The organism is Flavobacterium kochi (genome assembly GCF_048286715.1).
In the GTDB taxonomy this organism is placed as follows: domain Bacteria; phylum Bacteroidota; class Bacteroidia; order Flavobacteriales; family Flavobacteriaceae; genus Flavobacterium.
On record NZ_JBLVPW010000001.1, the window covers coordinates 62,880 to 75,909 of the forward strand.

The 13,030-nt window shown below is 34.7% G+C and carries 15 protein-coding genes; 6 read left to right on the forward strand and 9 right to left on the reverse strand.

The features are described 5' to 3' along the window. Positions 1-13: 13 nt before the first annotated feature. Together ACNQGH_RS00325 and ACNQGH_RS00330 are read right to left on the reverse strand one after the other, a co-directional pair. A complete protein-coding gene (locus tag ACNQGH_RS00325) occupies positions 14-730 on the reverse strand; it encodes a phosphoglycerol geranylgeranyltransferase (protein WP_417953994.1) in 717 nt (238 codons plus the stop codon). A gap of 37 nt (positions 731-767) precedes the next feature. Beyond that, complete coding sequence (locus ACNQGH_RS00330; protein ID WP_417954401.1) at positions 768-1,400, reverse strand: 4'-phosphopantetheinyl transferase family protein; 633 nt, start codon at positions 1,398-1,400, stop codon at positions 768-770. Between the two features lie 231 nt (positions 1,401-1,631). Here ACNQGH_RS00330 and ahcY point away from each other — a divergent pair, with 231 nt between their 5' ends. From ahcY to ACNQGH_RS00345, 3 genes are all read left to right on the forward strand, one after another. Beyond that, positions 1,632-2,948, forward strand: a complete 1,317-nt coding sequence (ahcY, locus tag ACNQGH_RS00335) for an adenosylhomocysteinase (protein WP_417953995.1) — start codon at positions 1,632-1,634, stop codon at positions 2,946-2,948. Positions 2,949-3,168: 220 nt separating this feature from the next. Next, positions 3,169-3,639 (forward strand): RNA polymerase sigma factor, encoded by a 471-nt coding sequence (locus tag ACNQGH_RS00340; protein ID WP_417953996.1) that lies wholly within the window; start codon positions 3,169-3,171, stop codon positions 3,637-3,639. A gap of 2 nt (positions 3,640-3,641) precedes the next feature. Then, on the forward strand, positions 3,642-4,187 hold the full coding sequence (locus ACNQGH_RS00345; protein WP_417953997.1) for a hypothetical protein: 546 nt from the start codon (positions 3,642-3,644) through the stop codon (positions 4,185-4,187). Positions 4,188-4,289: 102 nt separating this feature from the next. Here ACNQGH_RS00345 and rpmA read toward each other — a convergent pair whose 3' ends face one another. Both rpmA and rplU read right to left on the reverse strand, forming a co-directional pair. Further along, positions 4,290-4,556, reverse strand: a complete 267-nt coding sequence (gene rpmA / locus ACNQGH_RS00350; protein WP_026709571.1) for a 50S ribosomal protein L27 — start codon at positions 4,554-4,556, stop codon at positions 4,290-4,292. A gap of 23 nt (positions 4,557-4,579) precedes the next feature. Beyond that, positions 4,580-5,002, reverse strand: a complete 423-nt coding sequence (gene rplU / locus ACNQGH_RS00355) for a 50S ribosomal protein L21 (RefSeq protein WP_291248821.1) — start codon at positions 5,000-5,002, stop codon at positions 4,580-4,582. A gap of 255 nt (positions 5,003-5,257) precedes the next feature. Between rplU and ACNQGH_RS00360 the strand changes: the two genes are divergently transcribed. Together ACNQGH_RS00360 and ACNQGH_RS00365 are read left to right on the forward strand one after the other, a co-directional pair. Continuing rightward, positions 5,258-6,583 (forward strand): M16 family metallopeptidase, encoded by a 1,326-nt coding sequence (locus ACNQGH_RS00360; RefSeq protein ID WP_417953998.1) that lies wholly within the window; start codon positions 5,258-5,260, stop codon positions 6,581-6,583. Positions 6,584-6,596: 13 nt separating this feature from the next. Next, the gene (locus ACNQGH_RS00365) at positions 6,597-8,012 is read left to right on the forward strand and encodes a M16 family metallopeptidase (protein WP_417953999.1); all 1,416 of its coding nucleotides are present in this window, start codon (positions 6,597-6,599) and stop codon (positions 8,010-8,012) included. Positions 8,013-8,109: 97 nt separating this feature from the next. Here ACNQGH_RS00365 and ACNQGH_RS00370 read toward each other — a convergent pair whose 3' ends face one another. Continuing rightward, the gene (locus ACNQGH_RS00370) at positions 8,110-8,976 is read right to left on the reverse strand and encodes a DMT family transporter (RefSeq protein WP_417954000.1); all 867 of its coding nucleotides are present in this window, start codon (positions 8,974-8,976) and stop codon (positions 8,110-8,112) included. A gap of 107 nt (positions 8,977-9,083) precedes the next feature. On the opposite strand from ACNQGH_RS00370, the gene ACNQGH_RS00375 reads away from it, so the two are divergent. Beyond that, the gene (locus ACNQGH_RS00375; RefSeq protein WP_417954001.1) at positions 9,084-9,470 is read left to right on the forward strand and encodes a heavy-metal-associated domain-containing protein; all 387 of its coding nucleotides are present in this window, start codon (positions 9,084-9,086) and stop codon (positions 9,468-9,470) included. A gap of 92 nt (positions 9,471-9,562) precedes the next feature. Here the strand turns inward: ACNQGH_RS00375 and gldD are convergent, their stop codons facing one another. The 4 genes from gldD to mutY are packed head-to-tail and all read right to left on the reverse strand — an operon-like array spanning position 9,563 to position 12,970. Beyond that, the gene (gene gldD, locus ACNQGH_RS00380) at positions 9,563-10,123 is read right to left on the reverse strand and encodes a gliding motility lipoprotein GldD (RefSeq protein ID WP_417954002.1); all 561 of its coding nucleotides are present in this window, start codon (positions 10,121-10,123) and stop codon (positions 9,563-9,565) included. 6 nt (positions 10,124-10,129) lie between these two features. Next, positions 10,130-11,422, reverse strand: a complete 1,293-nt coding sequence (locus ACNQGH_RS00385) for a gliding motility-associated protein GldE (protein WP_417954003.1) — start codon at positions 11,420-11,422, stop codon at positions 10,130-10,132. 23 nt (positions 11,423-11,445) lie between these two features. Next, positions 11,446-11,886, reverse strand: a complete 441-nt coding sequence (locus ACNQGH_RS00390) for a single-stranded DNA-binding protein (protein WP_417954004.1) — start codon at positions 11,884-11,886, stop codon at positions 11,446-11,448. A gap of 46 nt (positions 11,887-11,932) precedes the next feature. Beyond that, entirely contained in the window at positions 11,933-12,970 is a 1,038-nt protein-coding gene (gene mutY / locus ACNQGH_RS00395; protein WP_417954005.1) for an A/G-specific adenine glycosylase, read from the reverse strand. Positions 12,971-13,030: the final 60 nt, after the last annotated feature.

Below are 13,030 nucleotides of genomic sequence, written 5' to 3' on the forward strand. Positions count from 1 at the left end.
AGACCATTGTAAATTACTTATTAAAAAAATTCATATTCTTTTCAAAAGCGGTACCTATGACTACTAAATGAGCACCTGCGTTGTAAGCGTTTTGAATTCCCTGCAAATCTACAATTCCACCACCAACTAGTAATGGAATTTCAATATTTTGAGCAACTTTTTTAATCATTTCAAGAGGAACTGCTAATTTTGCACCACTTCCCGCTTCCAGGTAAATCAATTTATTACCCAGCATTTCACCGGCTTGTGCGGTTTGAATTACATAATCCGTATTATTTCTATCCAATGGTTTGGTCTCACTGACACGTGCTACCGCAGTTTCATTGCCGCTTTCTATCAAAATATATCCAGTGGAAATAATTTCAAGTTGGGTTTGTTTTAATATGGGTGCGGCTTTCACCTGATGTTCGATTAAATAATCGGGGTTTCGCCCTGAAATTAGCGACAGAAACAAAATGGCATCGGCCTCTGTTGATATTTGAGACGGATTTCCGGGAAAAAGGACAATTGGCAATTTTATTTGTTGCTTTAAGCGAATAATTAATTCATCAATTATATTAATTGTAACCAGGCTTCCGCCAATGAAAATATGTGTTGCTGGCGAATGATTGATTTTTGAAATTAAATGATCCAGGTTTTCCAAAACCACTTTATCGGGATCCAGAAGAATGGCAAGTAACTTTTTATTCTCGCTTTTTGCTTTTAAAATGCTGTTATAGATCTCTGTCATACTTTTTTACCGCTACTGCGCTAAGTCGCCGTGTATTTTAATTTTGAAACGCATAAACTAAACTGAAATTTTCAATTTCCTCAAAATGAATTTTAAAATCCTTTACTAAACTATCAAAGTGAAGTTCGGCTATAGTTTGTTTAACTTCTAATTCGAAAGCATTGACTTTGATATGATCTTTGAAACTGATTCCCTTTTCGTTTCTGATTTTAAAAATCGCTTCTTTGGCACCCCAAATCACCGTCAATTTCCGAACGTATCCTTCCTTATTTTCGGATGACAAAAATTGAAACTCTGAGTCACAAAATTTATCAGCGATACGGATAATTTTATCTCTTTGTAATTCGATGTCGATTCCTACTGTTTCATCGCTTATAATAATAGCCGAAAAATCATGCGAATGCGTTATGGAAATGTGTTTCTCCCCTTTGAGATGTGGCTTACCGAATTTGTCATAATACAAATCTAAATCTGTATGACCTGTTTCCTGCAATAATTTGCGAACACTGAGGAAGGCACGTTGATGCATTTCAGATTTCATTCCTTCAAGCCGGATGCGATTGGCATTGTTTAAAACTACTTGGCCCAATAATTCCTCGAAGGTTTCGGTTACTTTCCAAACAAGGATTTGAGTGGTGGAATTAACATGTATGTTTTTACAAAGTGGCATCGTGTTATGGTCTTGTTTTTTTAGTCTCGTTAGTAGCGACATGCTTCTTTCACACTTTTTTACATGGAAAAAGATATAGCGAATAATGGAAAATAGCTCCTAATAAAAATTATTTAGTTAATGTTCAAAAGATTAGAGAATTAAACAATTCATAAATCTTTTAGAAAACAGTAAAATTCTAAAGTTATTACGTAAATTTGCAAAAAATTTACAATTACAAATATACTATAAATGAGTACTACAACTATGCCTTTTGTGGCTTTCAAAGTTAAAGACATTTCTCTAGCGGCTTGGGGAAGAAAAGAAATTGAACTAGCAGAAGCTGAGATGCCAGGTTTAATGGCGCTTCGTGCGGAATACAAAGACGAACAACCACTTGCTGGTGCTCGTATTGCAGGATGTTTGCACATGACAATTCAAACTGCGGTTTTGATTGAAACGCTGATTGCTCTTGGTGCTGAAGTAACTTGGAGTTCTTGTAACATTTTCTCTACTCAAGATCAAGCTGCTGCTGCTATTGCTGCTGCAGGAATTCAGGTTTATGCCTGGAAAGGTTTGAATGAAGTAGATTTTGACTGGTGTATTGAGCAAACATTATTCTTTGGCGAAGACAGAAAGCCATTGAACATGATTCTTGATGATGGTGGAGATTTGACCAATATGGTTATTGACCGTTTCCCAGAATTGGTTGCCGGAATCAAAGGATTATCTGAAGAAACTACAACCGGTGTTCACAGACTTTACGAAAGAGTAAAAGCTGGAACATTACCAATGCCAGCTATCAACGTAAATGACTCGGTTACTAAATCAAAATTTGATAACAAATATGGCTGTAAAGAAAGTGCTGTGGATGCAGTACGTCGTGCAACTGACTTGATGCTAGCCGGAAAAAGAGTAATCGTTTGTGGTTACGGCGATGTAGGTAAAGGAACTGCCGCTTCTTTTAGAGGTGCTGGATCTATTGTTACCGTTACTGAAATTGACCCAATTTGTGCGCTTCAAGCAGCTATGGATGGTTTTGAAGTTAAAAAATTAGATACTGTTATCGCTACAGCTGACATTATCATTACAACTACTGGAAATAAAGATATCGTTTTGGGAAGCCATTTCGAAAAAATGAAAGATAAAACTGTGGTTTGTAACATTGGTCATTTTGATAACGAAATTGACATGGCTTGGTTAAACACGAACCACGGCGCATCAAAAATTGAAATCAAACCACAAGTAGACAAATATACTATTGCTGGAAAAGACATTCTTATTTTGGCTGAAGGTCGTTTGGTAAACCTTGGTTGTGCTACAGGTCACCCAAGTTTTGTGATGAGTAACTCATTTACCAACCAAACGCTAGCTCAAATCGAATTGTGGAAAAACAGCGCGGCATACAACAATGACGTATATATGTTACCAAAACATTTAGATGAAAAAGTGGCTATGTTACACTTGGCTAAATTAGGTGTTGAACTAGAAACGTTACGTGACGACCAAGCAGAATATATTGGAGTTCCAGTTGAAGGTCCATTCAAACCAGAATATTACAGATACTAGAGGATTTTAAATTGTTGCTTGACAATTTATGATTTTAGACTTAAAACCCTTGCAGTGATGCGAGGGTTTTTTATTTCTGTAAATTAGCCTGAATAAAGGGCTGTGCCATTGTTTGTTTTAAATATTAATTTTAAAATAAAAAAGCTACTACTGTAAGTTTTTCATCTTTTTATCAACCAATGGGTAAAATAGAAATTATGAAGAAAGTAAACAATCAATTATGAAAGATCAATTTACAGACGAAATATTCCCCCATCAGGCATTGATTCATAAGATTTGCCGAATGTATAGGGATACTCCCGAAGACCAGGAAGATCTTTTCCAGGAGATAATCTATCAACTTTGGAAATCCTATCCTAAATTTCAAGGCAAGTCTAAAGTATCGACCTGGATGTATCGTATAGGATTAAACACAGCCATGGCATCATTCAGAAAACCCAAAGTCAAACTACTGTATTCTGATGCTCTTCCCGAGAAAAACATCCTCCCGGAAGTCGCAGAACCTTGGCGAGAGGAACTTCTATTTTCGGCCATTCGCCAACTGAGTGAAGACGAAAGAGCACTTATTGCACTTTACCTAGACGATCTAAGCTATGTCGAAATTGCAGAAATCGTTGGGATTTCAGAAAACAACATTGGAGTTCGTTTGAGCAGAATTAAGAAAAAACTAAAAGTAATTTTAAATACATAATTATGGAATTAGAAAACTTAAAATCAGAGTATCAAAATGCAGGGAAAGCACTATTGAGCAAAGAAAACATTCAAAAAATGATTCTTGAAAACAACCATCCTGTATTAAAAGGCATCAGAATACAACTGCTAACAGAAACCGTTCTTTGGGCTATTTTCCTAGCGGTATACTACAATATTTTTGATGGACACTTAAAATCCCCTCTTTGGAACGTCCTGCTTGTGGTATCGGTTATTTTTATACTGGTACATAACGTATTGGGGTTTCAAATCATAAACAATCCGATAAATGGAGAGACCATTCTTGAATCGCTAAAAAATTACCAGATCAAAGTTAAAAACTATGCTGTTATTTCTATAGCTACGCGAGTACTTGCCATTGCAATACTCTTGGGCTACTTTATCTCAACCATAGCATTTACGAAAGAAAAACTGCTCTCCTTAGGATTTATTTCTCTTATTATTCCTGTTCAAATTTACTTATTACATCGGGTTTGGGCAAAAAGAAAAAGTAGAATAAACAACATACTTCAGAAGTTGAAAGAATAAACAGCTCGTTAGAAATCTACACAATAAACAAATTAATTTTCGTACTAATATCAAAAAAACCCGTTTCTTTCGAAACGGGTTTTTTAATAATTAAAAAATCAATTATGCTTCAACTTCAAATGGAAGGATAGAAACGTATGATTTATTATCTCTTTTCTTTTGGAACTTAACAACTCCGTCTACTCTTGCGTGTAGTGTGTGATCTTTACTAATGTAAACGTTTTCACCTGGATTATGTTTTGAACCTCTTTGTCTTACGATGATGTTCCCAGCAATAGCAGCTTGACCACCAAAAATCTTAACACCTAAACGTTTTGATTCTGATTCTCTACCATTCTTAGAACTACCGACACCTTTCTTGTGAGCCATGACGTATTAGTTTTATTTTGTTATTATTCTTGTGTATCTTCTTTTTTAGCTTTAGCTACTTTTTTCTTAGGAGCTTCTACTTCTTCTGTAGTTGCTTCAACTGCTGCTTTCTTAGGAGCTGCTTTCTTAGCACCAACACCAGTAATACCTTCAATTACAATTTGAGTAAGATATTGTCTGTGACCGTTTCTCTTTTTGTATCCTTTTCTTCTTTTCTTTTTGAAAACGATAACTTTATCTCCTTTTAAGTGTTGTAACACTTTAGCTTCTACTGAAGCACCTTCTATAGCTGGGGCGCCTATTGTGATTGTACCGTTATCATCTAACAAATAAACTTTATCGAAAGAAACTTTCGAACCTTCTTCATTTGCCAAACGGTGAACGTAAACCTTTAGGTCTTTGCTTACTTTGAACTGTTGCCCTGCTATCTCTACGATTGCATACATACTGAATTGTTTTAATAATTTTTAAGGTTGCAAATATACAATTAAATATTTATCCTGCAATCCCTCAGGCAAAAAAATACTTTAGCTATTTTAAACTTTGTTTTTCAACAGTTTATCTAATTTCAAAACACCCTTAATTCAACCAAAATCTGTTAAAATTAACCGAAACTTTAAATCATCAGACAATCATGATTAAAAAAAAGTATTTTTGAGGTATAAATATTTTTCGTTTTATCTAGAAATGTATTAATCTGTATGAAAAAATTAATAACAATATTAAGTACTGCGCTTATGCTGGGAGGAATAGCTTCGGCTCAAAAAATAGCTTTCGAAGAATATGATTTAGACAATGGCCTGCATGTGATATTGCATAACGATCCTTCGGCACCAGTTGTTGTGACTTCCGTAATGTATCATGTGGGCTCCAAAGATGAAACACCGGACAGAACAGGATTTGCTCATTTTTTCGAACATCTTTTATTCGAAGGAACTGAAAATATCAAACGCGGGGAATGGTTTAAAATCGTCACTTCAAATGGCGGAATAAATAACGCCAACACTTCGGATGACCGCACCTATTATTATGAAGTATTTCCTTCTAATAATTTAGAATTGGCACTTTGGATGGAATCCGAAAGACTAATGCATCCTGTAATCAATAAAATTGGCGTTGACACTCAAAACGGAGTCATAAAGGAAGAAAAAAGAAGTCGTTACGACAATCAGCCTTATGGCAATATTATAGGAGCTGTAAAAGAAAACATGTTCAAGAACCATCCGTATCGTTGGACTACAATTGGTTCGATGGAACATTTGGATGCAGCCACTTTAGAAGAATTTCAGGCTTTTAATAAGAAGTTTTACATTCCAAACAATGCCGTATTGGTTGTAGCAGGAGATTTCGAAAAAACTAAAGCTAAGGAATGGATTCAGAAATATTTTGGATCAATCCAAAAAGGAAAAGACCTAAAAAAACAAACTTTTGTGGAAGAACCCATTACGCAAACCATAAGAGCAACCTACGAGGATCCAAACATTCAGATTCCAATGATTGTGGCTACCTATAGAACTCCTTCAATGAAAACGAGAGACGCCAGAGTTTTGGATTTGATATCGTCTTATTTAAGTGATGGAAAAAGCTCTAAATTATACAAGAAAATTGTTGATGAAAAAAAAATGGCGCTACAAATAGATGCTGTTGGCTTTAGTCAGGAAGATTATGGTATGTATATTTTATATGGACTACCAATGGGAACGCACACTTCTGCCGATTTAATAAAAGAGGTTGATGAGGAAATTGTAAAAATTCAGACCGAATTGATCTCTGAGAAAGATTTTCAAAAATTGCAAAATACGTTTGACAATCGCTTTGTAAACAAAAATGCTACTTTAGAAGGAATTGCTGAAAACTTAGCTACTTATCATTTGCTGTATGGCGATATCAATTTGATTAACACAGAAATTGATTTATTACATTCAATTACGCGTAAAGAAATTAGAGAAGTGGCTAGGAAATATTTAAATCCAAATCAAAGACTTATTTTGGATTATGTTCCTTCAAAAGCAGAGATTCGAAATTAAGCCATTTTCAATCATGAAAAAAACAACTATTCTATTACTCATTTTGTTTATAACAGGAACCATGCAGGCACAAAATCGTCCACAACCCAAACCTGGAGTTTCTCCGGTAGTCAATATAAAAAAACCACAAACCTTTATTTTGGATAATGGTTTAAAAGTAATGATTGTAGAAAATCACAAATTACCAAGAGTAACTTTCAACCTTGCATTAGACAACGCACCATTTGCAGAAGGCAATAAAAAAGGTGTCGATGAATTATGCAACAACCTGATCGGAAACGGAAGCATAAAAATTGCAAAAGATGCTTTCAATGAAGAAATTGATTTTTTGGGTGCCAGCATCAACTTTAGTTCACAAGGCGCTTATGCCAGTTCTCTTTCTAAATATGCAGGAAGAGTCTTGGAATTAATGGCTTCCGGAGCATTACACCCAAAATTCACACAAGAAGAATTTGACAAAGAAAAAGCTAAATTATTAGAAGGACTCAAAGCTCAGGAAAAAAGTGTCCCTGCAATTGCCAACAGAGTCGTTGACGTGCTTGCCTTTGGAAAAAACCATCCTTCCGGAGAACCCATGACCGAAGAAACACTTAAAAACGTAACACTTGCTGATATAGAATCCAATTATCAAAATTATTTTGTTCCCGAAAACGGATATTTAGTGATTATAGGAGATATTAAATATGACGACGTAAAACCTATTGTCGAAAGACTTTTCGGTTCATGGAAAAAAAGAAGCACACCAAAGTATACGTATGCTGATCCGCAAAATGTACCCTTTACCCAAATCAATTTTATTGACATTCCCAATGCTGTCCAATCAGAGATTTCAGTAGTGAATACCGTGAATTTAAAAATGAAAGACCCTGATTTTTTTCCCGCTGTAATAGCCACTTATATTCTTGGCGGAGATTTCAACAGTTACCTCAATTTGAACTTAAGAGAAAAAAATGGCTGGACTTATGGCGCAAATGCAATCATAGGCTCTGGGAAATACGTCACAAAATTGAGATCGGCCTCCGCTGTAAAAAGTGCCGTTACAGATAGTGCCGTTGTTGAGTTCATCAAAGAAATTAAAAAAATCAGGACCGAAAAAGTCTCCGCAGAAGCACTTAAAAATGTAAAAGCCGGATATATAGGTCGATTTGTAATGCAAGTAGAAAAACCTCAAGCAATAGCACGTTACGCCTTAAACATAGAAACCGAAGATCTCCCTGCTGATTTTTATGAAAATTACATCAAAACCATAAATGCAGTTACTCCAGATGATATTCTTCGTGCGGCCAATAAATATTTTCTTTTGGATAATAGCCGAATTATAATTGCCGGAAAAGGATCGGAAGTGATTCCCGGATTGGAAAAACTAAACATCCCTATATTCTATTTTGACAATTATGGAAATCCGGCAGAAAAACCCGTTTATAAATAAAATCAGTTGTTTTGTTTTAAAAATCAACAAAGGCTATCCTAAAAGATAGTCTTTGTTTTTTTACTAATTACAACAGCGGAGATACGTAATTTGCAAACTACTTTTTTGCCGATAAATAAACTCCAATCAAAATGATAAATGCCCCAAAGAACTGAACAGGGGTCAGCATTTCATTATCTAATAACCCCCAAAAGAAAGCAACTATTGGAATTAAATACGTTACTGAAGTAGCAAAAACAGGCGAAGACATTTGGATTAATTTAAAGAAAAGAATATTCGCGATTCCAGTACCCACAACTCCCAGAATCATGATAAACAGAACCGAATGTTGTACGGTATCGACATGAATCACATCAAAAAAACCAGAAAAAAATAGAATAAGCAGTGTGGGTAACGATAGAAATGCAAAATTTCCGGTAGTAATACTCAACGGACTCAAATCAGACAAATGTTTTTTTAATAAATTGACGTTTATTGCGTAGCAAATAGAAGCGACTATAACCAAAATTGTGTAATAATAATTTTGCTCCGGATGATTTATGGCACCGTTAAAAACTAAAAGTATACTTCCTACAAGACCTATAAAAACACCCCAAACCTGACTTCTTCTGAAATTTATTCCAAAAGCCATTGCTCCCAAAATCAAAGTATTTAAAGGAGTCAAGGAATTAAGAATCGCGGTTATCGAACTATCGATTTCAGTTTCGGCAATAGCGAAAAGATATGCCGGAGTGAACGTCCCAAACAACGAAGTAAGTGCGATATATTTCCATTTTTCTTTTGGAATTTTCGCTAAACTTTTAAAGCCTATGAATAACAGAAAAATGGCAGCAAACAAGATTCGCAAAGAACCTAATTGCAAAGCAGTCAAACCAACCAACCCCTTTTTTATTAAAATAAACGAACTTCCCCAAATCAAGGCAAGAATCATCAAGTAAATCCATTTCAATTGTCTCGCATTCATAAAATCTAATTTTGCCTCAAAATTGTAATAATTTTATGAAATACAGCTTCTTTTTTTTTATTAATTTTGCAGCTGATAATTAGACCTTTAATTTAAATCCAATAAAAATGAATTTCACAAAATCAATAGCAACAGCAGCATTCCTTACAGGTCTTTTATTTGTAAGTTGTAAAAAAAATACCGTAGAAACTACTCCAACTGTGATGACTTCAACAGAAACTACTGCGCCGAAAGTCAAAAAAGAAATCGCAGCCGTTAATTTGCAAACAGCAAGTTTTAAAGTAGAAGGAATGACTTGTGCGATTGGTTGCGCAAAAACTATAGAAAACGAATTATCTGACCTGGATGGCGTACAAAAAGCCACTGTGGATTTTGATAAAAAACTGGCAACTGTAACTTTTGACAAAACCGTTCAAAATCCAGAAAGCCTGACTAAAGTTGTGGAAGCAACGGCTGACGGTAAAACATATAAGGTTTCGAATATGAAATCGTAATCGAAATTATTTCATTTCATAAAAAACTTCTCAACTGAGAAGCTTTTTTTATAGGTCTAACAATACTTCCTCAGTTCTTTTAAGTATTTATCTTATTTCCACTTTAAGGTTTCCATTAATCTTTGCATGTCATTTTTAACGTAACTTGCTGCTGGCATAATAGAATCAAAATTAGGTTTAGCATAGAAATAAATAGAGCCGGTTACAAAATGTTTTATACTGTCCGTTGCATAAAACTGTGAATTAGTCGCCGCATTCCCATCAACCTGATAAAACATACCATACACCTTTTTTTGAGGGTTTAAATATGGCTGTTCTAATATGTCATCTGCCTTTATAACATGCTCATAAGTAAGTTTTTGAGCATCCCGCAACAATTTATTAATATTATTATTCACTGGCTTATAAGTCAGATAAATAGTGGCTTTCATTTTTGGATACGTAATGGTAAATCCACACTCTTTTTCTCCTTTGATAACAGCCTCCGAATTCATCTCGAAAGCAAAGGGACATTCATTTTCGAAATTTACATATTTTGCTTCCGGATAATCCAATCGTAAATAACCTGATGGTTTTGGCACAACATCGTCTTTGCAACTAATGCTTAAAAAGGATAGTAGTATTGTTGAAAAAGTGATTATTTTTTTAAACATTTTTAATTATTCAATCGTTACTTTTATTTGTTTAATTCGTTTTTTATCTACCGCTTCTACCACAAACTGGCAGTTTGCAAATGTTATCTTCTGATCTTTTTTAGGAAAATTCCCTAGAATTTCAAGTATAAATCCAGCTAATGTTTCCGCTTCTCCTTTTTTAATTTCGAATAATTCTTCATCTACAGCAATAATTCTATAGAAATCTTTGAGGTTTATTTTTCCTTCAAAAAGGTAATTTTTATCATCAATTTGAGAAAAATTGATATTCTCATCATCAAATTCGTCACTGATATCACCAACGATTTCTTCAATTACATCTTCCAAAGAAACCAAACCAGAAGTTCCGCCATATTCATCAACTACAATGGCCAAATGACTTTTCATACTTTGAAAATCTTTCAACAAATTGTCCAATTTTTTATTTTCAGGAACAAAAAACGGCTCTCTTAATAATGACTTCCAATCAAATTCACTTGTATTAATGTGCGGGAGTAAATCTTTCACAAACAAAACGCCTTCGATCTGATCGATATTGTCTCTATAAACAGGTATTCTGGAATATCCCTTTTCAATAATTTTTGGACAAATAACTGAAAACGACTCGTCTATTTCCAAAGCAAAAATATCAATTCTGGGACTCATCACCTGTTTCGTATCCGTATTTCCAAAACTCACAATTCCTTCTAATATCTTTTGTTCATCGGAGGAAGTTTCATCCGTTGCTGTGAGTTCTAATGCCTGAGACAATTGATTTACAGAGAAGTTTGTTTTTTGTTTTCCTAGTTTATTATGCAAATACACCGTGGCGGCTCGCATAGGCAAACTTAAAGGGGAAAGCAATTTATCAAGCACTGCAATAGGATATGCAATCAACTTGGCAAACTTAATATTGTTTCTGCTCGCATATACTTTTGGCAAAACCTCTCCAAATAACAACAGTAGAAAAGTAACAACAATTACTTCAAGAATAAATTTTAAAATAGGTGAAGCCACTGCAGCAAACAGGTTTTTTCCAACAAATGAAAACAAGATAACAACTCCAATGTTGATGAAATTATTAGCGACAAGAAGCGTAGCTAAAAGCTTTTTAGGTCTTTCCAAAAGGTCAGAAATAATTTTTCCTTTTGAAATGTTTTCATGCAATGTTTCGTCAATGTCTTTTTGAGACAACGAAAACAATGCGACTTCTGCTCCTGAAACTATTGCGGAACAAAAAAGTAAGGCAAATATCCCAACAAAACCAAACACGAAGTCAGTGTCTATGGCGTAAGCAAAATAACTGGGCTCTGGGTCCAAATTAAAAAAGATTAGTTAAACAATCAAAACGGCAAATCATTGACTGGCAAACCGTTGTTTTGCGCGTCAAAGTTAGTATTTTTTACGGATTCCGGATTTTGAATTTGTTTATTGTTCTCGTTATCCTTCTTCGTAGATAAAAAAGTAAACTCGGTCACTTGAATTTCTGTTGTATATTTAGTAGATCCGTCTTCAGCTTGCCATTGACGTGATTTTAATCGGCCTTCCACATATATCTTATCTCCTTTTGAAAGATACTTTTCACAAAGTTCAGCCGCTTTATTACGCACGACCAAATTATGCCATTCCGTAGAAGTGATCTTTTCATTGGTTGTCTTATTAATATAGATTTCGTTTGTCGCCAGCTGAAATCTACCGATACAATTTCCTCCGTCAAAATAATGCATTTTGACATCATCGCCAAGATGACCAATCAACATAACCTTATTCAACGTCCCATTCATAATAGTAGAATTGTATTTCTATCAAAGATACATTTTTTTAGAAACTTTATAAATCCTTTTCAATAAAATTATGAATCGCAATTGGGAAGGGAAATGCTTTTAAAGTTGCAGCATCTATTCCGTTTTCGATTGCTCCTTTTATAGTTACTTTCCAAAACTTGATATGCAAATGTTGGTGCGATAACTTATGAATGATACTCTTTTCATTACACTCCATTATACTGACAACACCATTATTTGTAAAGAATTCCTTTTGAACACGTTTCGTAATAAAATCAAAACCCTCTACTTTTTCAGTTTCAATCAAAGGGAATTCATACAAATTGTGCCAAATTCCTTTATCAGTTCGCTTTTGAATTATTGTATTTTCATTCTCATCACTGACAACCAAATAATTAAAAAAGCGATTCCTTACTTTCAGTTTCTTAGACTTTACCGGCAACTGATCTACTTTGTTTTTTTGCAAAGCGGCACAACTTTCATTAAAAACACAAATACTGCAATTAGGACTTTTTGGAACACATTGCAAAGCACCAAACTCCATGATGGCCTGATTGAAAATGGCGGGATTGTCTTTCGGTATTAATTCAAAAGCCAAAGCGGCGAATTCCTTTTTGGCGGAAGCAGCACCAATATCTGTTTCGATATCAAAATAACGCGACAAAACCCGAAACACATTTCCATCAACAACAGGAACCACTTCATTGTAAGAAAAAGAAGCAATTGCAGCAGCAGTATATTCTCCAATTCCTTTTAGTTTCAACAAGTCCTTATAAGTAGTAGGAAAAATACCTGACAATTCATCCGCTACATGCTGAGCCGTTTTGTGTAAATTCCGTGCACGAGAATAATATCCCAAACCTTGCCAAAGTTTCAAAACTTGCTCTTCATCGGCTTTCGCCAAATCAAAAACAGTAGGAAACGCGGCTGTAAAAGACAGAAAATAAGGCATCCCTTGGGCGACTCTTGTCTGCTGCAGCATAATTTCCGACAGCCAAATAGGGTACGGATTGGCAGTATTTCGCCAAGGCAAATCGCGCTTGTTTCGTAAATACCATTGTATTAACAAGTTAGAAAAAGTCATGTTTTAATTATTTGTTGGCAAAAGTAAAAGTTTATGTTATTAAAATTTAATGAATTAGCT